This window comes from Dickeya ananatis (assembly GCF_019464615.1).
GTDB classification, from domain to species: Bacteria; Pseudomonadota; Gammaproteobacteria; order Enterobacterales; family Enterobacteriaceae; genus Dickeya; species Dickeya oryzae.
The window spans coordinates 272,655-294,140 of record NZ_CP040816.1 but is presented as its reverse complement, the minus strand read 5'-3'; the positions used below and the strand labels follow the sequence as shown (position 1 = coordinate 294,140).

Sequence of the window (21,486 nt, the reverse complement as noted above, 5' to 3'; positions counted from 1 at the left end):
AGGCGCTATCATGCAGAAGCTGACTATCCGCACCCTCGATAAAAAGCAGCAGTTTGACGTGATGCTCAACCCTGCCAGCCTCCGTCACGAGCACGGCATTAACTACACCAACCGGGCGGTGGCGGGCAACCGGACACTCGGCAGCCTGGCACCGCGGCTTGATTTTGCCAGCTACCAGAGCGAGAGCCTCAGTTTCGAGTTGATGATTGACGGCACCGGCGTGGTCGAGCAGCCGCAAAAGCCCGATGTCGCCAGTCAGGTTACCCAGTTGAAAAACGTGGTGTATCGCTATGTCGGCGAGAAGCACGAACCCAGCGTGGTGGTACTGACCTGGGGCACCCTGTCGTTCAAAGGACGCCTGACCCGTCTTGATATTCGCTACTCGTTATTCGACGCCGCCGGTGCGCCACTGCGCGCCACCCTCGGGTTGCGCTTCGACAACTATCTGGACAGCAGCGAGCAGGCGTTGCGGGCCAATCGCTCCTCGCCGGACCTCACCCACAGTGTGGTGGTGAAACAAGGCGATACCCTGGCGCAACTCTGCCATGACATTTATCAGGACAGTGCCTATTACGTGGCAGTCGCCCGTTACAACAACCTGAATAGCGTGATGCACATTGCACCGGGCACACGCCTGTATTTTCCCCCACTGGCCTGACGGAATCACGATATGGCGGACTCCCCGGCAACACACCATGACGGCGTGGTGACCTACACCATCAAGAGCAACGGCACCGAGATCGGTAACGCTATCCAGGTGTTATCCCTCCATGTCTGTAAACGGGTGAACCATATCGCCCGCGCCGAGCTGGTGATTGAGGATGGCGACATGCCGCAAAACCGTTTTCCGCTCAGTAGCGGCTCGCTGTTCAAACCGGGCAACGCGCTGACTATCGCCGCCGGTTACGCCAGTCAGGAACAGGTGTTGTTCGAGGGGATCATCATTCGCCACGGCATCCGCCTCGGTGGTGCGGGTCATTCACGGCTGATCATCGAATGCCGGGACAGCGCTATCGGCATGACGGTCGCGCGCCGCAACAACAACTACCTCAAGAAGAAAGACAGCGACATCTTACGCCAGTTGATCGGCGGCTGCGCCGGGCTTACCGCCCGTGTCGACACCACAACCACCCAGCACGACGAGCTGGTGCAGTTCAACTGCACCGACTGGGATTTTTTGCTGACCCGAGCGGAAGCCAACGGGCTGGTGGTCTGCAACGACGATAATACGGTAGCGGTCACCGCGCCCTGTCTGAGCGCGTCACCGGTGTTGACCCTCACCTACGGTGACGACCTGATGTCACTGACCGCCGACATCGACGCCCGTTACCAGTTCACCTCGGTCACCGGCGTTGGCTGGGATATCAAAAACCAGCAGCCGATACAGGAAAACGCTGCCGCGCAGTCCGTCAGCCAGCAAGGCAACCTCAGCGCCGATGAGCTGGCGCGCGTACTGGGGCTGCCCGCGTTCCGGCTGCAAAGCGCCACGCCGCTGCCAGCCAGCGCCCTGCGAGACTGGGCGAGCGGTCAACAGGTAAAATCCGCCCTCTCCCGCCTGCGCGGCACCCTGACCTGTCAGGGCTGCGCCCGCGCACGCATCAACACGCTGATTGAGCTGGCTGGCGTCGGCGCGCGTTTTAACGGCCACCTCTATGTCAGCGGCGTTCGCCACCATATTCAGGATGGGCAGTGGCTGACCCACATCGATTTCGGTATGCCGCCGGTCTGGTCGGCCGAACACCGGGACCTCACGCCACCGCCTGCCGCCGGTCTGCTGCCGGGCGTGGATGGCTTGCAGATAGGCATCGTCAAAAAGCTCGACGGCGACCCACAACAGCAGCATCGCGTTCAGGTGTCGCTACCGGTGACGCAGGCGGAAAACGACGGCCTGTGGGCGCGGCTGGCCAGTTATTACGCCTCATCCGGCATCGGGGCGCAGTTTATGCCGGAGGTGGGTGACGAGGTGATACTGGGTTACTTCAACAATAACCCGTCCGACCCGGTGATCCTCGGCAGCCTGTATAGCAGCAAGAACCCACCACCGGTCACACCCGAAGCCAAAAACACCCTCAAAACGCTGATGACCCGCAGCCAGTTAACGTTGCAGTTCAACGAAGAGGACAAGTCCATCACCCTGACGACCCCCGACGGCAATCAGGTGATGTTGAGCGACAAAGGCAAAACGGTGACGTTACAGGACCAGAACGGCAACAGCGTCACGCTGGATGCGTCTGGCATCACGCTCGACAGCCCGAAGAACATCACCCTCAGCGCCAAAGGGAAAATCGAACTCAGCGCCGGGCGCACCGTCGATATCAGCGCCAAAGCCGACGTCACCGCCGAGGGGATGAACGTCAACCTCTCGGCCAAAACCGGCCTGACCGCCAAAGGCAACGCCACCGCCGAACTGTCGGCCTCCGGCCAAACCACCGTGAAAGGCGGCATCGTGATGATCAATTAACGTTGACTGGCTGAGGGCGGTGGCGCACACCTCAGCACAGTTTTAACGCCAGACGGGTATAGCACACAACGAGACAACGTTGTTGGTTATCAACAAAAAATTAAAGGAGATTTATGCCACCTGCTGCTCGCCTGACTGACTTACACGCTTGCCCGATGGTGACGCCGGGATTGCCGCCGATTCCCCATGTCGGCGGGCCGGTTATCGGCCCCGGCGTACCGACGGTATTGATTGGCAAACTGCCAGCGGCGGTGCTGGGGGATAACTGCGTCTGCGTCGGGCCACCGGACGCCATCGTAAAAGGCTCCGCCACGGTGCTGATCGGCGGGAAACCGGCAGCCCGCCTTGGTGATACCACCGCCCACGGCGGCAATATCGCGCTGGGCGATTTTACTGTGTTGATAGGAGGATAACCGTGAATAACGACAACGCATTTCTCGGTACCGGCTGGGGGTTTCCGCCGCAGTTTGATACCACAACCCACAGTATTGGCATGGTCAGCGGCGATGAGGATATCCGGCAAAGCCTGGCGCTGTTGCTCTCCACCCGCCCCGGCGAGCGCATTATGGCCCCTAAGTACGGTTGCGATATTCAGGGCATGGTGTTTGAAGACCTCACGCTCTCCACCCTGACCGACATGAAAACCCGGATTGAGCAGGCCATCTTGTTTTTTGAGCCACGGATTCAGCTACAAGCGATCACAATCGACAGTAGCCATGCGCCTGACGGCACCTTGCTGATTAACCTCGACTACACGCTGATTGCCACCAATACCCGCAGCAACATGGTGTATCCGTTCTATCTACGGGAAGGCACGTTGACCGCAACACCCTAACCGGCCCCGGCCGCCGCTCACCTCTGCCCCTGACGGACACCCATTAACCAAGGTCGCTGAATCATGACTACACACTGGAGCCCCCCATTGCCACCCGCTGGCACCTCACAACACCAGCGCCTGCCACCAGCACTGGAGGACGGCGCGTTTCTGGCAGACGAGATGTCGATTGAAACCTTGCTGGTACTGTCCAGTGATATCGCCGCCCAGCTGTCGTTCGATGCCGGTGACGCCTCGCCACCGGGTAACTGGCAGGCGCTGTTTGCCAAAAGCGAAGTCACCGGTATGGCTATCATGCTGTCGTTCGACACCACGCTGGAGCAGAACCGTTTTCGTCAGGCACAGTCACGTGGTCTGGATCAGACACTGGCGTATTTGATCGCCCTCTACGGCAATCTGGATCGCTGGTACCGGGCTTTTATTCCCGTCCAGACACTCAGTGCCGACCACATCAAGCTGACGATCCAAACGGTGCTGAAAACACAGTTGGTGCGCCCCTTTCAGTACGTGGTGATCCTGGCGCAGGCGCTGGAGGACTATTGCCAGTCGCTGCTGGCGGACGACTGCCTGACCGCCCTCGACCCGTTGTGGGGGATTGGCTACGACAACGGCCAGTTTGTCGCCAGTGAGCAGCACCCGTTGCTCCAGCAGCAATTACCGGGCATTGCGATCCTGGAAGAACAGTTGCAGTTGTGTTTTTCCGCCGCCATCAATGCCGTCAGCCAGTTGCAAGCCGAGTGCCGCCGCCATCTGCAACAGGCGTTGTCTCATGCCGATCACGCCCCGGAAGTCGCCCTGTATCTGACGTTTCTACGCTTATTCGCCAGAGCGCAGGCCCGGCTTAACCGGTTCACCGCCCGACACCTCGATTTTTACTACCGGCAGGTGCTCCGCCAGCAGCCACAACCGCTCAACGCTGACGCCGTCTTTTTAAAACTGACGCTGGAACATCCCACGACGCCTGCTGTATCACTGGCGCGCGGCACCGCCTTTAGCCACGGGCAGGATGACCGACTGCGCGACCTGCTCTACCACAGTGAACACCCGATGTTGGTGACCGACGCTGAAGTCAAACAGGTTCACTCGCTGTTGCTAAAGCGCGACCCCTTGATGTCACCAGAACGGGAGCTGAATTTCGTGACCGCCATTCACAGCGACAGCCTGTGGCCGTGGCACGACGACCAGCCGCGCTCCCGCACCCTGCTGACGCTATTTGGCGAAACACCGGCGTTACAACGCCACCCGTCACCCTGTGCGCCGGGCATCGCCATTATCGACCCGGTACTCTACCTGCCTGAAGGGCGGCGTCGGGTCAGTCTCACCATCACGCTTCACGAAGCGCAACATTCGCTATTGGCGCAGCAACTTTACCTGCTGCGCGATACCCCTTATCCGGCCCTGTTGCGAAATCGGCTGACCACGCTATTGCTCTCGCTGGCACGCGCGATGACACCGCTGCTGCCTGACGACAGCGCCCCCGCCACTATCCACTCGCTGGTAGAGGCGTTATCTTCCCGCCAGCTACAGGCACTGCAACAAGGCAGCGACGACCACATCATCAGCCGTCTGTACCAATACCTGTTACTGGGCGTATTACGCCAGACCGATGACCCGGCCTGTTATCGTCGTGCACTGGGGCATCTGTTCAGCCGCCAGTGCCTGAGCCTGACCGACTGGCTGAATGACGATGACCGGCAATGGATTGTGGCCCGAAGTCGCCAGTTACTGCCCACGGACAGCCAGTTGTCGCTGGCAGCGTTGCTCAACGGCAACCGGCAAGCCACCTTTTACCGCCTGTGCAGCGAATTATTCGCGCTACGCATCAGCACGGATAGTGGCTGGCAGCCTATCGCCACGTACCGTATCCATCCGCTGCGGGCTGACGACGATGGCCCCTACGGTTTTCGGCTGACCTTTACCCTGCCGCCGGGGTTTGGGGCTGTCATCCCCTGCGACCCGGCTATCCACGGTGAGAGGTGGTGTTACCACGCCCCGGCGTTGCAGGTGACCATGAAGCCGGAAACGCCTTTTTTCCCTTATTCGGTGTTTCGCCATTTCGTGCTCGGCCCGTTAACCCTCAACACAGAAGTCTCCGGCGTTCAGGCAATTCAGGTCTACACGCCGGAAGGCCAGGCCGACGCCAGCAAGGTGTTTTACCCTTTTGGCGCACAACCCGTCAGCCAGTCCTCGCTGACGATCGCCTGCTATGAACTTGCCCAAAAGCAGGTACAGGACATCACGCTGACCATCGACTGGGCCAACCTGCCGGGCGGCAGCGACGGCTTTCGCCAGCACTATCAAGCTTACCCCGGCGATTACGCCACCACGCGTTTTAACGCGCAGTTATCCGTACTGCGTGAAGGTGAATGGAAAGTCGTCAGTCACGATATCGCGCTGTTTGACTGCGAAGCAGGCAGCGATCGGTTGCGCCCTGACAGGCAGATTCATGCCTCGCTGAAGCAGGCGTTTCAACCGAGCCGCCACGCCGTCGACGCGGATACCTTTCGCTTCGATAGCACCAGCCGTAACGGCCTGATTCGCCTGTCGTTGTGCGAACCGGAGCACGCGTTTGGCCACCAGCAATACGCGTCACTGCTGAGCCAGACGCTGATACACAATGCCAAACACCGTACGCCGCTACCGCTGCCCAACCCGCCGTATACCCCGGCTATCAACCGGCTGACGCTCGGCTACCGGGCCTGCTCCCGGCTTACCCCCGGCACACCCGGTCACACGCCGGTACCGAACAGCCATCTGCTGCATTTACATCCTTTCGGCTATGAAGTGCTGTTCGGCTATGAAGAATTGTCCGACGATAAAGCGCTGTCCCCGATGCGCACCACCGATGAGGCCACCCGTAGCGTCACCTTTTTCCCCCGCTACGAGGATGACGGCAACCTGTTCATCGGCTTACAGGCCTCATCACCGGGTGGCATGCTGAACCTGTTTTTCCATCTCGACGATCAGGCCGCCCCCACCGCCATTCGCCATCGACAGGCGTTTCAGTGGCGTTATCTGGTGGATAACGACTGGCGCATTCTGCCACCGCATCAGGTCATTGCCGATACCACCTGCGGCTTTATCACCTCTGGCATCATCACGCTGGAGATCCCAACAGAGATTAACGATCGGCACACCGTTATGCCGGATAAGCTCTACTGGTTGCAGGTCAGCACCCGCCAGGGCATCGGCGAGTACGCCAACTGCCTGCATGTCGCCACCCACGTAGTGCAGGCTCGTCGGCAATGGACGCCCGAACAGGAAGACCATAACGCCCCGCAGCCGCCCACTGCCGGTTCTGGTTCTGGCTGGCAGGTATTGTCGCCACCGCCGGGGCTTGGCGGCGTCAGCCTGATGTTGCCGGTACAGGGTGACGCGCCGCACGAGTCCCTGCGCCAGTTCCACCAGCGCGTCAGCGAACAGTTGCGTCACAAAGGACGGGCATTGACCGGCTGGGATTATGAGCGGCTGGTGCTGCAACAGTTTGCGGATATCGAACAGGTGCGTTGTTTTCCACATACCCGGTTCGGCGTGCCGGGTCATCATCCGGGGCATGTTCTGCTGCTTGTGCGTCAGCGTCACCCAGCCTGTCAGCATCACCCCTGTGACGCGCGGCACACCAGCGCCGCGCTGCTGCACCGGATACAAAGCTGGTTGCAAACCGTCGCGCCGCCGGGGGCCAACATCGCGGTGCGTTCACCGGTGTACGACAGGGTTCAGGTACGCTGTAGCGTCGCGTTTCAGCCGGGACAACACCCGGGGCAGGCATTGCGGACGTTGAACCGGGATATCTGTGCCTACCTCTGCCCGTGGCGCGAAGACAGCGTCAGTCAGGGCTTCGGTTCCCACGTGGCGCTGCACCAAATCGAGTCATTCATCGCCCACCTCGACTACGTGCGTTTCGTGACCGCGTTTTCACTGGTCATCCTGCGTCAGGACACCCGCGATGAGTGTGATGACCCGACGACGGGCTGGTGGTTATCTGACAGTGCTGCGCCGTCGCACGATAACACCCGCGATCCCGCCGCAAACACCCCGAATCTGACCGGGCTAAGTCCGCGCTATCCCTGGAATATTATCCTGCCGGTTGAACAACACGCGTTGCGGCTCAGTACCGATCTGCGCCCGCTTGCGCCGGAAAAAATCGGTATTGGCGATCTGGTCATCGGCGACAGTTTTATCACCGTCCGCTAACCCGTATGGCGGCCCACCCGACGGGAGACAGCGACAAAAGGAGTAGGTCAGTGGCAAAACGAAATCGCGGCACGTTGAAAAACTATTTCCGTCAGGGCGCTATGCCGTCCGCCGAGCACTTTTCCGATTTGATCGACTCGTCAGTCAACAAAATCGAGGAAGGGTTCGATAAAACACCGGAACACGGGCTGAAGGTCGCCGCACTGGACGCCCACGCCAGACTGATGACGTTTTACCGCGACAGTGACCCCAGCCGTGAGTTGTGGTCAGTCGGCCTGCAACCGGACAGCGACCGCTTACAGATAGACCGCCACCTCAGCGACGGGCAGGAGGTGATGGACGACGCCGCCCCCTTGCTGACGCTCACCCCGGAAGGGCGAATGGGCGTGAATACTACCGCGCCGCACCATGCGCTTGAGGTCAACGGGGTGATCGGCGCACAAGGCCGAGCCGGGGCACAATGGGCAGAGACACTACCGGCTGATGGTCAGTGGCACGATATCACCCCCAAACTGGAAGGATGCCAGGCGTTTGAAGTCATGGCCGGTGTGGGTATCCGCCATTCAGGGCGTTACGCGTTGCTCCACGCTATCGCCCTGAATACCTGTGCGCCCAGTGGTTTTCTGTTCAACTTTTTCGGCCACAAAAACCGCATCAACGCGCACCATGCTTATTACCATTCACGGGCTGACAAGCTGACATTGCGCTGGCTGCGCGACGATACCCCCACGCACGGCCATGACGGTATCCGCCCTTACCGGTTGCAGATTCGCACCCACACCAGTTACGGCGACGGCATCGTCATTCGCTACCACCTCACCCAACTGTGGCATGACGCCTACATGCACGACTGCCTGTTACCGGCGCAGGAGGAGTGAGCATGGCACAGTCGTCGTTTATCCCAAGACAAACGGATGACCCGGACAACGTTGCCAGCCTGCTGCGCGACGGGCTGAAACTGGTGCAGACACTCAGCGGCAACCGCTGGACCGATTACAACCTGCACGACCCCGGCGTCACCCTATTGGAACTGCTGTGTTTCGCGCTGACGGACCTTATCTATCGCACCGATTTCGACATTGCCGATTATCTGACAACGCCTGACGGCCAGCTGGATTACGCCGCACAGGGGCTGATGCTGCCGGAGCAGATTTTCCCGGCACGCCCCTGCACCCGAGAAGATTACCAGCGTGCGATACAAGACAACGTTGATGACGTCGAGCGCGTCTGGGTGACACTGGACGCCCAATGCCCGCAGTACTATCACATCGACCTGCTGCTCACCGAGTCGGCACGTCAGCGTTGTGAACACCATCCAGCGCTGCGCGATACCCTCATCACGGCGGTCACCGAGGTTTACCACCGCAACCGCAACCTGTGTGAAGACCTCGCTGGGGTACGTATCATCGACAGCCGCGGGCTGCGGCTGTACGCCGATATTGAGCTGCAACGCCACGATGACGCCGACGCGCTGGCGGCGGACATTTACTTTCATGCCGAACAGTGGCTGCGCGGCGACGACACCCGCGTCGACGAGATGCCAGATAATGACCCCATGGCCCCGACCCGCGCCCTCTCGTCACTCTATACCCGGCTCATCAGCCTCGATGGGATTAGCCATATCCAGCAGTTGCGCCTGATCCCGCCGCCTGAACAGGAGGGTGCCTCCGACGCCCGCTCTGAACACCGCCGATCTGAGCACGTCAGCCCCGAACACTTCAGCCCCGGTGACTGGGTCCTGCTGCCGAAAAAGCACGATGACATTCACCTCAGGTTTACCTATCAGGGCTATCCCGTGCCGATTGACTTCAGTGCCATGAGTATCCGGCTGGTGCGACGGCAGGCGCAAGCTGGCTCGCTGGGCGAGCAAATCCGCCGCCAGACCGACACCCTGACCCCGGTGCCACACGGCACCTGGCGCGCGCTGTCAGAGTATCATTCTCTCCAGTCGCTGTTCCCCCGCGTCTACCAACTGGACGCACCGCGTTTTCCGGCCGCGATGAACCCGCAGGCGCACCGGCAGGTACAACAATTTCGCGGCTATCTGCTGCTGTTTGAACAACTGATGGCGAACTTCTGCGCCAATCTGGCTAACCTGCGTGACCTGTTTTCCCCGTCTACCGACACCGGGCGCAGTTACGCCTTTGGCTTGCTGAATGACAGCCAGTTTCGTGGGGTGGATGACCTCTATCCTGACGACGCCGCAATCCGCTTTCAGCACCTGCTGGCCGGTATCGATCACTACCCGGAACGCAAAGGTCGGCTATTCGACTATCTGTTGGCGTTATACGGCGAAACGCTGGATACCCGTTTATGGCGTCAGCCGGGCGAAGCGCTGGATGACAGCGCGCAACGCCCCTTGTCACTGGAATATCCACGTCGGTTTATTCAGGCCATCGACCGCCTGACACGCGATCGGGGCGCGGGTTTCAACCTGTGCCAGCCGATGACCCACCGGGAAAACCAGGGAGGATTCGCGCACCGTGTGGCGCTACTGCTCGGCATGGACGACGCCGACGACTGGCCCTACAGCCAGACACTGGTCCGGCAGGGATGGCGGTTCATCACCAATGACGCCCTGTTGCACTGCGCGCAGGAGCAGTCACGCCTGCAATGGTTGGATCAACGCTCGCTCGACAGTTTGCTTGATGTGCCGCTACGGGAAGCGCCGGAGCCGGGGAGCGCTGAGGAAGCCGCGACGGCACGCGACATACAGGCACTCTGCGACCATCCCTTGCCGATCACGCTGTTGCAGCACGGCATCACACTGGCGCATTACCGTATTTTACCGCCACGCACCGGCAGCCGTTATCAGGCGCTGTTCCGGTTATCGTCAGCGACAACGCCGCCGCACAGCGCACTGTGGCTCTATCTGGGCGACAGCAGCCGACCGGCGCAACTGGTGCACCTTGTTAATCAACTGCGTCGTCGGTTGATTCGGCTCAACCAACAGTGCGAAGGGGTGTATGTGGTAGAACACCTGCTGCTGCACCCGGCACCGCCGCACCACCGTGCCGATGACTGCCCCGACCCGTTTAGCGGCCAGCTCAGCCTGATCCTACCCGGCTACACCGCCCGGGGCGGCAACCCGCTGTTTCGAGGGCAGGCCGAAGCATTAATCGCCCGCCAGTGCCCGGCACACCTGCTGCCGCGCTGCCACTGGCTCGATCTCGATGCCATGCACAGCTTCGAAACCGCCTGGCTCACCTGGCTCGATGCACGACGCAACGCCCCCGGTCAGCCCTTGTGCGACGAGGCCAGCGCCCGATTGATGGCGCTGTTGCACGACTGGCACACCCCATCGCCGTTTTCTCAACCAGAAGGACAGGACGCATGACGCAGCCACACCGGATCCACACCGCCAGCCTAACGCTCGACTTTTGCCATCCGTCCGAGGCGGAGCGGTTTGAGCGCGAGGCCCCACATCTGGTGCAGCACCAGCTGGTGCCATTGATTGACACGCTGTTTGACCAGTATTCGCCGCCGCATCAACTGTGGGTTATCGACCACCTGAACTGTGATTTGGGTGCACTGCCTGCATCAGATCTGGCCGCTGCATTGCTGGCCGCACTGCAACAACAACTCACACAACAGCTCACACAAGCGCTGCGCGCGCAACGACGGGACGTGAACACACCTGATGACGGACACGAGGCAGAGGCTTCGGCCAGACAAGCCGTACCACAAGCAGTACGGCAAGAAGAAGTACGACAAGAAGTACTGGATGGCCCCGCCGCCCAATGGCGTCAGTTGGCGTTTTACCTGCAACACGGCGTGATGCCCTGGCATTACCCCAGCCGACAAGGCTGGTGGCGGGTGGATAACCACCGCCGTCACTGGCTGACTGAGGCGGTGCGTCTGCACGCTACACAGCTCAACCAGTTACTGAACGCCAGCCCCCACGCGGCAAGCCTGATCGCCCGACTGGTTTCGCAGCTACCGCTGAGCGCGCTCAATGGCTGGCTGGAACAGCTCTCCCCGGCCCATCAGGACATGGCGCTGCGCTGTCTGGCAGAACGGCCGCCGCAGCGGGACATGCCCGCCGCGTTGCGGGGACGGCTACATCGCCACTGGCACCAACGCATCCATCAGGCGTTGCAGCAGCACCGTCTGCGCCAGGAATTACTCCCCGTCTGGTCAACATTGCTTGGCGAGCAGCGCCCCCGCTTTTTGCTGGCGCTGTACGCCTGCGGGCAACACGCTGATGTGGTGCGCGCGATGGCACAGGCGTTGGATGACACCACCTTCAACGACCTGCTGATCCTGCTGGCACCGCAGGCACAGCCGTTCATCCAGCAGGTACTGAACCACCCGGTGTGGCTCCGCCAGCCTGACGACGTCATCCCCCCGGCGGAACCACCCCATCTGTTACGGGAATTCACCCTGCATTACCTGCTGGTACAGCGCGGCGGTCAGTTCAATAAACAGCGCTACATGGCCGGGTTGATTGGCCGTCTGGCGGCGCATCACAATAGGGAACGCACCGAGGTACTGCAATCACTGTACCTGCATCTGGCCGCCTGGCCGGGCGACCGGGCGCTGAAACAGCCGCTGTTGTCGTTACTGACCACACTCTGGGCGGAAATGGCAGCGCCCGCCCGGTCACTGCCGCTGTTGTCCGTCCCCCTGTCAGGCGTTCAGCCGGTGCAGCACCGTGCGGCAACCCACGAGCGCAACCCACAAAGGCAGAGCACCGCAGAGACCTTCACCCCCGAATGGCGACAGCACTGGCTGGATGCCCTGCAACAGGCCGATGAAGCAGCGTTCCATCGGCTATGGCGTCAAAGCGCACCGGCTGTATTGCTGATGTTACGCCCACTGTTGATCCACTGCGGTCAGCAAAGTCAGGTGCGCCAACGCTGGGCGGTGCGTTTTTCCGCTACCGCGCGCTATCGCCTGCTAACGTTGCTGGAACCGACTGAGGCCCCTTTTATTCGTGACCTGATGGCTGAGGTCAGCGCCAGCCAGTCGGCTATCAACGCCCACGCCGCCCACGCGCCGGGTGAACCACTGCTGACACACAGCCTGTGGAGCCTTACCTTCAGCTATCTGCTGGTCGAGCGCGGCAGCGAGTTCAACCGCCACAGCTATCTGGAGGCGTTGCTGCGGCAACTGGCGGCACACCATAACCTGTCTCGCCAGACGCTGGTTGAGGCATTGTTGCAGCACCTGCGCCATACCACCGCCGACAGCGAGGTACGCCGGTCACTGCTGGCCCTGCTCAGCCGCTGGCAAGACAGTGAGCCGGGCGCACCGTCACTGCCGCCATCACCATCGCCGTCATCGTCACCGTCAAAACAGCCTCTGCCTCCCGCCGGGCAGACATTCCCGATCGAGGCTGATTTTCCGCCCCCGGCCGACCCGCTGCTCGATGCGGCCTGTTACCAATACCTGCACGATGTGTTGATCGACGGCTCACCGGCACGTCGTTTTACACCGACGCAAGCGGTACCGGATACCCGTTATGCGGCCTCGTCCCCTGCCGGTGCCGACCTGCTGTACTGCCTGCAACAGTTACAGCGCCACCACCCGTTATTGATCCAACGCTGGCTGGCGGTTTCCACACACCATCCCGCCAGTTGGTTACGGCTGTGCGCCGCACTGCGCCCGTCACACGCGGCCCGGTTACTGGCGCTGTTGATCATGCTGCGCCAGCCATCTGCCAATCTGCGCCACCTGTCGGCGACACTCGACACCGCCACCCGTCGCCTGAGCCTTGCCCAACGGCAGGCCTTCTACGGGCAGATGATCGACACGCTGGCGGCCAACCGCACACCGGATTGGATGGCAATCCGTGATGCGGTAAGCCAGGCTGACCCAGCCACCAGCGAGACCACACCCCGGCAACCGACTCACCCCACCGTCGCCCAGACGTCACGCACTATCGATGAAGCCAACGCACTAGCGTTATTACAGCGGATAGCCGATCACAGCCCGGCCGCCGTCACCGAAAGCGACCTGAGCGCGCTCCCGGCAGCACTGGCGCGCCTGCTGCCCGTGCAACCCGAGGCCATCCGTCGTTTACTGCTACCAGCGCTGCGTTCATCGGCTCTTGGCGAACAACTGGCTGACAGGCTCCCCGACACGCTTCACACCGCGTTACTGCTGTTGTTGCGCCGTCACGATTTCCTGGCGCTGTACCCATACGGCAGGTTGGTTACCAACCTCTGCTATCGCCATCCGGCATACTATGATCTGGCGAACGATGATCCGGCGAACGACAGGGCGTCGTCGGTACTGGAAAACCTGTTCAGGCGGGCGCTGTACCACGCGCTGTTCGCCACCGACTCACCGATGGCTATCGCCGCGTTTATCCGCTATTGCCTTGACCAACTGGCGGCTGACTGGCAAACACGCAGCCATCAGGCGTCACCGGCGGCGTTCTACCGCTTTCTACTGCAACAGGCACAGGCCGAGTGCTTACCGGCAACCCGCCTACTGGTCGAGCGTTTGCAACAGCTCATCACCACCGCCGGTCTGCATCAGGACACCCCACCCACCGCACCTGCCGATATCGCCGATGACAGCGATATCGGGCAACCCGCGGAACACCACAGCGCAGAGGAGCCTTGCTCTGCCCCCTCCGATGCAGGCGATACACCGCTGCCTGCACTGGCACCGCCCGCACGCACGCCGGTTATCAGCGACTGGCAGGGGGATGACGCACTGCGCACCGACGAACCGCTGTCTGTCGCCAACGCCGGGCTGGTGCTGGCCTCCCCCTACTTGCCTCGCCTACTGGCACGGCTGGGGTGGGTGCAAAACGGGGAATTTACCGTACCGGATGCCCGCTATCAGGCCATTTACTGCCTGCAATATCTGGTCAGCCCGCAGCTCGACTATGCCGAATACCAGTTAGCGCTGAACAAGTTGCTGTGCGGGGTGCCGCTCAACGCGCCGCTACCACGGGCGATGACACCGGACACCGCCACATGCGACACGCTGGACACGCTATTGGCTGCCATCCTGCAACACTGGAACGCATTAGGCCACACCTCGGTAGAGGGCCTGCGTCAGACCTTTTTGCAACGCGAAGGCACCCTGTGGCGACAGGCAGATAGCTGGAAACTGGAAGTGGACCCCGGCCCGTTCGACATGCTGCTCGACCGACTGCCGTGGGGATATTCGACCATCAAATACCCCTGGATGGACAGGCCGCTGCACGTGGTCTGGCGTTGAGCCGCCCTACCCTGTCAGCACCTGCTATCGACACCTGTTAAGGGAGTAAACCACCGTCATGAGGATTCACCGTTTTATTGTGCATCGAGCCATACCCGTACCACAGCGCGTCTTGCTGGGGTTAGTGGCCTGCCTGTTTGTACTGGCATTACCGCTCACGCCGATGGCCTCTGCCGCACAGCCGGAGGCGGTGTCTTCTCTGCCCGCAGACACGCCCACTGCCACGCCCACCTATGCACAATGCCTTCAGGTGCTGGAACGGATGGACAGCCGACGGTTTACCCACATCACGCAGGATAAACTGGCGATCATCTACCACGATAATGACGACTATCAGCGCGATTATCATCAGCCGGGGGACTACCTTGCCGATGGGGTGTTCGGCCCCAAAACCCGTAAATGGCTGGCGACGTTTTGTGGCGAATTCGACATCACGCCTGCGCCTAATCGCAACACCTTCGTCGAGGCGTTGCTGGTGTCACTGGCTAAAGTGTCCGAGCTGGATCAACTGTTTCCTTACTGGCGTAGCCGGATGAGTGCACCGGAGCTGTTGCAGTGGCCGACGCAGAAAACCATCGAGTTTCTTAGCGCGCAGGTGGAGGCAATGAGCACACCGTCTACGGAGGTCGCCCCCGTGGAGTACTACGCGCTGACAGAGGACGACCTGAGCAAACTGGCAGAGCGCAACGCCATTCAGAGCCAACTGGACGCACTGACAGGCCACCAGTTCACCAGCCCGGTAGAGTTGAACAACGCGGTACGCCCGTTAATCCGTCAGTTGCACGGTAATGAAGAGCAGATTTTGCGGCAAATTGTCGACGCCGTACCGGTCAACACTGGCAGCGCTCAGACGCCCCTTGTTGCCACCTCCCCCGAAGGTACGCCACCTGACGCGCAGGCCAGCGACGACAGCGCGGATACCCCGCCAGATCTCCCGTCAGATACGCCACAACCCAGCGATGCCAATACGGTGATGGCCTACTCGCTCAACCAGAATGCACTGGAGCTGGTTTATCTCGATCTCAACCTGGTCTCGGTCGATAAGGATGCCCTGACGCAACTGGCAACACTGAAAAACATACCGTTTGCCGACCGTTACCAACTGACGGTCGCGCTGAAGCTGGCCGGGCTTGGCCGCCTCAATCGCCAGAGCTGGCAGCGCATTATTGAGATAGCCCGCAAAGACGGCGCGCCGTCAGCCACCTTGCCGCCGATGGTGTGGCAGGCATCGGACGATTGCGGATGTGAAGACAGCGCCCCGAACATTAACGGCGATGACGCCACGTTCTACGGCTTCTATCCTTACTGGCAACCGCTGGCGGAAGGGCAAAGCCTGAATTTCCGCCAGTTGGACCGCATCGGGTATTTCTCTGCCGCCCTCCTGCCGGGTGGACGCGAACCACAACTGGTGTTGCCGCCCAACTGGCGGAAAAACAAACCCTATTCCAACTTTATCCGACTGGCGCATCGTTATCGCACGAATGTTGACCTGGTGGTCTCCACGCCACGAAAACTGCCATCGGCAACGCTGGTCAGCCTGTTCGCCCCCTCGGTGATTGCCCGCCTGAGCGCCAGTGTGCACACACCGCTGGAGGACTGGATTAATGGAGCGAAACCCTGGCTGACGCTGGGTCTGGGTAGCATTGACACCATGGCGGATGGTGTCACGCTGGACATCGACCTGACCCGGCTGACCACCCGCGCCGGTCAACAGGCTTTTATTCGCTTTGTACAGGCGCTGCGCAACGCGCTGACCCCCACCGGACACCGCTTCAACCCACCGCCCCACTACGCCATCAACCTGATCGTGCCGGTGGAATTGCTGTTGAAGCGACAGGGATTCTATACGCTGGATAACCTGCGCGAACTGCTGCCGTATGTTGATCGGTTTATCCTGCAATCGGATCCACCCGATGGGGTCGGCGAACCGCGCCGGGCACGCGACCAACTAAACGATCTGCGCTACGCATTAAGCCAGCAGCCACAGGACGGTATTGCCGACCTGTACCGCAAGATGGTGCCTATCCTGATTACCGACGCCAACCGCCAGCAAACGACGGAGCTGACCGAACTGGTGCATTACAGTAGCTGGAACTTCCTCAGTGCGGCTTACTGGCCGCTGCCGCTTAACGACACCAGCCAACAGCTCATCAGCCACACGTATTACCCCAGCACGATCCTGCCCGCGCCGCTGGCGCAGATAGCCGCTGCTGCCAATGCCGTTATTGACGTCATCTGCCCTAATCGTTGGGTACTGCGCCTGATTCTACTGATCACCTTTTGGGGAATTGTCATCACCGGGATCGTCAGCCTGTGGCTGTTCCCGGTGCGCCAGGTGACCGAATCACTGTGGTTTGCGGGGTTTGTGGTGCTGTTTGCCGCAACGCTGATGCTGGCGCTGGTCGCGGATCCGTACTGGCAGCAATACCAAACCGTGATCCTGCTGCTGTTCGCCGCCGTGGTGGTTGCTATCGCCATGCTGCAACGCGTGCGGAAAAACCGGCGGGAGCGAAATCCGTGATGCCAGCCGCCCCCGCGCCAAAGAGAAACAGCCACACAGGCATAACGACATGACCTACGATATCTGCCCCCGCACCGATTCCCTGATAACCAGGTGACCGGCCAGTTCGATGCGCTGGGCGAGGCCAAGGGCCTGTGTGGGCAGCAGTTGTTGAGTCAGCAGGTGCAGTGCCGCACGCGCCATCTCTTCAAATGGCAGGTGTACCGTGGTGAGCGACAGCGGCAACATGTCGAGCGGCAGGATGTCGTCCATCCCCATCACCGAGATATCCTCCGGTACCCGCAGGCCGTGCTGGTTGAGCGCGTCGGTCACCCCAATGGCCTGATTGTCGGCAGCGCAGAAGATAGCGGTCACGCCCAGTCTGTCTGGATGGCGCACCAGCCAGTCGAGCAGCGCGTCACGGGCGGTCAGTGGTTGAAAATCCGGCAGCGACAGAATCAGGCGCTCATCCAGCGCAATGTCAGCCTGCGCCAGCGCACTGCGATAACCACGCTCGCGCTCGCGGATAGTCTGGCGTGAAGGCCAGGTCAGGTGCAGGATGCGGCGATGTCCTTGAGCTATCAGATAACGCACCGCCTGCGTCGCCGCATAGTAGTTCGCGGGCATCACGGTGTTAAGCCGCATGGTCGGGTCTTCACCGTTGATCAGTACCGCCGGTACGCCGCTTTCCGCCACCGCGTTCAGCAATGTGGGGTGGTCGTCATTGACGATCAGAATAGCGTTAGCCTTGCCAGCACGCAGCGCCTGTAACAGTTGTTGCTCGTTGATGCTGTCCGGTTCGCCGACAAACGGACTCAGTTGGATGTTGCGCTGCTGGCACAGGGTTTTTAGCCGGTTGATCAACGTCAGCGACACCAGATTGATATCACTTTCCAGCATCAGATTACGCGGTGTGGCCAGCATAATATGGCGTAGCGGGTCTGGAGCCTCGAGCGTTTTGCCCGTCTTATGCAGCGGATACCCTTGTTCGGTGGCAATCGCCATAATCTGCTGGCGCACGCTGGCGCTAATGGGCGCGGTCCCGTTCAGCACCCGTGACACCGTACTGATCGATACGCCCGCGCGCTCGGCAATATCCTTGAGCGTCGTCATTTATTTCATTCCTGTGTTAGCAATACCGGTGGTGATGTATTTCTGCAGGAACACAAACACAGCCGTCACCGGCAACAGCGAGAGCATCGTCATCGCCAGAATATAGTGCCACTGCACCGAGAACTGCCCCTGAAACGCATTCAGACCGATTTGCAGCGTAAAATTGTCCTGGCTGGACAGCACAATCAGCGGCCACAGGAAGTCATTCCAGCGCCAGATCACCGAGAAGATCGCCAGCACCGCCAGCGCGGGTGCGGTCAGCGGCAAAATGATCTTCCAGTAAATGCGAAATTCGCTGGCGGCATCAATACGCGCCGCTTCGATCAGCTCATCCGGGATCGTCAGCATGTACTGGCGCAGCAGGAACACCCCGGTGGGTGTCGCGATCGTCGGGATGATCACCCCCCACAGGTTATCGCCCATCCGCAGTCCGATCACCACCAGAAAGGTCGGCACCATCACCACCGACAGCGGGATCATCATGGTGGATAAAAAGAGCGTTAATACCGTGCCGCGCCCACGAAACTCGTATTTCGCCAGCGCGAAGGCCGCCATTGAACTGAGCAGCAGCGTCAGCAGCGTCGCCATCACCGTCACGAACACGGTGTTTTTCAGGTAGGTGGCGAAGTGGAATTTCGACAACGGCGTGGTGTAGTTATCGGTTTCCAGATGCAGGGTTTTCTGCGGTGTCAGGTTCTGCACCGGTACCCGCACCACCTCTTGCGGCGCTTTCGGGTCCACCATTTGTGCCAGCAAACCGATACGCCGCACCATCGCCAGCGTTTTGCTGCTGCCGTCGTCCTGCTTCGCCTGCCACAGCTCCAGTGGTTTCGGGTAGTCTGGCAGCGTAACGGTACTGGCGGCCTCCGGCAGAAAACTGGGCGGGAAGCGGTTGATTTCCGCCGGTGTTTTCAGCGATGACATCGCCGCCCACATCACCGGAATCAACACCAACAAGGTACCGACCACCAACCACACCCAGCTCATGATGTCGGTGATGTGAATCCGCCCCGGATAACGGGTACGGGTAAGAAACGTGATGATCTTCATGCCGCTGACTCCCGGTTATTTTTTGCCTTCCAGACGGCGGGTGAGCAGAAACTGCAACGCCGTCAGGATCATCAGCACCAGCCCCATCAACACCGAAGCCGCCGATGCCAGCCCATACAGTGACGCATTAGACGAAAACGCGGTCTGATAGATGTACTGCACAATAAAGTTGTTGGCAGTCCCTGGCCCACCGCCGTTGGTCAGCACCCAGGCCTCATCGAAAATCTGCACGCTGTTGATGGTCAGCAGGATCACCACCACCAGAATGTTGGGTGCCAGCAACGGTAACGTCAGAATATAGAAACCGCGCCAGCGTGAGGTGCCGTCCACCGCCGCCGCTTCATAGATATCCCGAGGGATCGCCTGCAACCCGGCCAGCAGAATCAGGGTATAAAAGCCAACGTGAAACCACACCGACACGAACACCACCCAAAACCGCGCCAGCGATGGCTCCAGCAAAAAGGTGACCGGCTGGCCACCCAGTGACGACAACACCAGATTCAGCAACCCGTTACGGTTCAAAAACCACTGCCACACCAGCCCCACCACCACCGGTGACAGCAACACCGGATAGAAGAAGATGGCGCGGAAAAAGCCACGAGCGATGATCTTGCGATTGAGGATAAGCGCGGTGACCAGCGCCACGCCGAGCGTGCAGGTCACGTTAAAAAAGGTGAACGACACCGTGTTGTAAATGCCGGTCCAGAACAGATCCTGCTCGCAGGTCGACGGCACCGTATATTGCTCACAGCTCAACAGGGTGGAAAAGTTCTGCAACCCGACGTAGGGCCGGTCCCACAGCAGGATGTTGGTACCGCCGGTGAAGGCGTAGCACACCGCCAGCAGGATCGGAATAAACACGAACACGGCGAATAGCAGCATGTTCGGTGCGATAAAAAACCACGGCATCACCCGGCGACCACCGAATTTTTGCAGCAGGTTGACGGACTTTTCCACCGGTGTGACCAGGGTATCCACCAGCGATGAGCCGGGCTGAATCAGCGATTTTCGGTTCATGGTTGTCTCCGCAATCAGGCGAGTTGTTCAGTCAGACGCGGCAGTGTCTGGCCGCTCTCGGCGTCAAACAGATGGCAATAGGCCTCCGGGAAGCGGACAAACACCAGTTCCGCAGTACGGAATTCGTGATGCCCCGGCAGGTGCACGATGATCTCATCTTCAATACCGGCGCAGCGGCCATAGATGAAGGTTTCATGCCCCATCATTTCGCAGCGGTCGATGCACAACGACACCCCCTCGTCATGCTCGCTCACCAGTTGGCAATGCGACGGCCGAATGCCCAGATCCACCGTTTTTCCCTCTTCGCCACGAAACGGCAGGCGCAACAGCGTGCCGGAGGGACAGCGAACCTCCACGCCGTCATCCGAGGCGCTGCTGATGGTGGCGCGGAACATATTCATGCGCGGCGAACCGATAAAACCCGCCACAAACTTGTTTCTCGGGCGATGGAACAGCTCCAGCGGCGTCCCCACCTGTTCGATACGTCCGCCGTTGAGCACCACGATGCGCTGCGCCATGGTCATCGCCTCAACCTGATCATGGGTGACATAAATCATGGTGGTGCGCAGCTTCTGGTGCAGTCGGGTCAGTTCGCCACGGGTTTGCACCCGCAGTTTGGCGTCAAGGTTGGACAAGGGTTCGTCAAACAGGAACAGGTCCGGGTCGCGCACGATGGCGCGGCCGATGGCGACACGCTGCTGTTGCCCGCCGGACAGCGCCCGTGGCTTGCGGTCCAGATACGGCTCCAGCCCAAGCATGCGGGCGGCTTCTTCAATGCGCCGCTCGATTTCATCTTTCGGGAAATGCAGGTTTTCCAGCCCGAACGCCAGGTTCTTGCGCACCGACAGATGCGGATACAGCGCGTAAGACTGGAATACCATCGCGATTTTCCGCTCCGCCGGGCTGAGATCGTTAACCCTGCGATCGCCAATCCACAGATCGCCATCGGTGATGGGCTCCAGACCGGCAATCATCCGCAATAGCGTGGATTTACCGCAACCGGACGGCCCGACGAATACCATGAATTCCCCGTCGCGGATCGTCAGATCCACGCCTTTGATAATCTGTATTGATCCATAGCTTTTATGGACGTTCTTCAGTTCCAGACTCGCCATCACCGTTTCCTCAACCTGTTTC

13 protein-coding genes are annotated in these 21,486 nt (G+C 60.4%); 9 read left to right on the top strand and 4 right to left on the bottom strand.

Features of this window, described 5'->3' with window-relative positions:
• Positions 1–10: 10 nt before the first annotated feature.
• The 9 genes from FGI04_RS01230 to FGI04_RS01190 all read left to right on the top strand — a co-directional run bounded on the left by FGI04_RS01230 (position 11) and on the right by FGI04_RS01190 (position 17,190).
• Positions 11–658, top strand: coding sequence for a CIS tube protein (locus FGI04_RS01230; protein ID WP_038905591.1), 648 nt, complete (start codon positions 11–13; stop codon positions 656–658).
• A 12-nt stretch (positions 659–670) separates the two neighbouring features.
• Entirely contained in the window at positions 671–2,461 is a 1,791-nt protein-coding gene (vgrG, locus tag FGI04_RS01225; protein WP_407337290.1) for a type VI secretion system tip protein VgrG, read from the top strand.
• 113 nt (positions 2,462–2,574) lie between these two features.
• Positions 2,575–2,874, top strand: a complete 300-nt coding sequence (locus FGI04_RS01220) for a PAAR domain-containing contractile injection system baseplate protein (RefSeq protein ID WP_016940542.1) — start codon at positions 2,575–2,577, stop codon at positions 2,872–2,874.
• A gap of 2 nt (positions 2,875–2,876) precedes the next feature.
• Positions 2,877–3,296, top strand: a complete 420-nt coding sequence (locus FGI04_RS01215; RefSeq protein WP_038908977.1) for a gp25 family contractile injection system sheath assembly initiator — start codon at positions 2,877–2,879, stop codon at positions 3,294–3,296.
• Between the two features lie 63 nt (positions 3,297–3,359).
• Complete coding sequence (locus tag FGI04_RS01210) at positions 3,360–7,490, top strand: baseplate J/gp47 family protein (protein WP_407337289.1); 4,131 nt, start codon at positions 3,360–3,362, stop codon at positions 7,488–7,490.
• A 50-nt stretch (positions 7,491–7,540) separates the two neighbouring features.
• Entirely contained in the window at positions 7,541–8,368 is an 828-nt protein-coding gene (locus FGI04_RS01205; RefSeq protein WP_407337288.1) for a contractile injection system tail fiber-like adhesin, read from the top strand.
• 2 nt (positions 8,369–8,370) lie between these two features.
• Positions 8,371–10,827, top strand: a complete 2,457-nt coding sequence (locus tag FGI04_RS01200; RefSeq protein WP_407337286.1) for a contractile injection system baseplate wedge protein — start codon at positions 8,371–8,373, stop codon at positions 10,825–10,827.
• Complete coding sequence (locus FGI04_RS01195; protein WP_407337285.1) at positions 10,824–14,669, top strand: contractile injection system tape measure protein; 3,846 nt, start codon at positions 10,824–10,826, stop codon at positions 14,667–14,669. Before FGI04_RS01200 ends, FGI04_RS01195 begins: the two co-directional genes overlap by 4 nt.
• A gap of 58 nt (positions 14,670–14,727) precedes the next feature.
• Entirely contained in the window at positions 14,728–17,190 is a 2,463-nt protein-coding gene (locus FGI04_RS01190; protein WP_407337284.1) for a hypothetical protein, read from the top strand.
• Positions 17,191–17,244: 54 nt separating this feature from the next.
• Here the strand turns inward: FGI04_RS01190 and FGI04_RS01185 are convergent, their stop codons facing one another.
• The 4 genes from FGI04_RS01185 to FGI04_RS01170 are packed head-to-tail and all read right to left on the bottom strand — an operon-like array spanning position 17,245 to position 21,464.
• The gene (locus FGI04_RS01185; protein ID WP_342698659.1) at positions 17,245–18,282 is read right to left on the bottom strand and encodes a LacI family DNA-binding transcriptional regulator; all 1,038 of its coding nucleotides are present in this window, start codon (positions 18,280–18,282) and stop codon (positions 17,245–17,247) included.
• Positions 18,283–19,332 carry a carbohydrate ABC transporter permease gene (locus FGI04_RS01180; RefSeq protein WP_016940550.1) on the bottom strand — a complete coding sequence of 350 codons (1,050 nt, stop codon included), beginning with the start codon at positions 19,330–19,332 and terminating at the stop codon, positions 18,283–18,285.
• 15 nt (positions 19,333–19,347) lie between these two features.
• Positions 19,348–20,349, bottom strand: a complete 1,002-nt coding sequence (locus FGI04_RS01175; RefSeq protein WP_012886108.1) for a carbohydrate ABC transporter permease — start codon at positions 20,347–20,349, stop codon at positions 19,348–19,350.
• Positions 20,350–20,363: 14 nt separating this feature from the next.
• Positions 20,364–21,464 carry an ABC transporter ATP-binding protein gene (locus FGI04_RS01170; RefSeq protein WP_407321818.1) on the bottom strand — a complete coding sequence of 367 codons (1,101 nt, stop codon included), beginning with the start codon at positions 21,462–21,464 and terminating at the stop codon, positions 20,364–20,366.
• Positions 21,465–21,486: the final 22 nt, after the last annotated feature.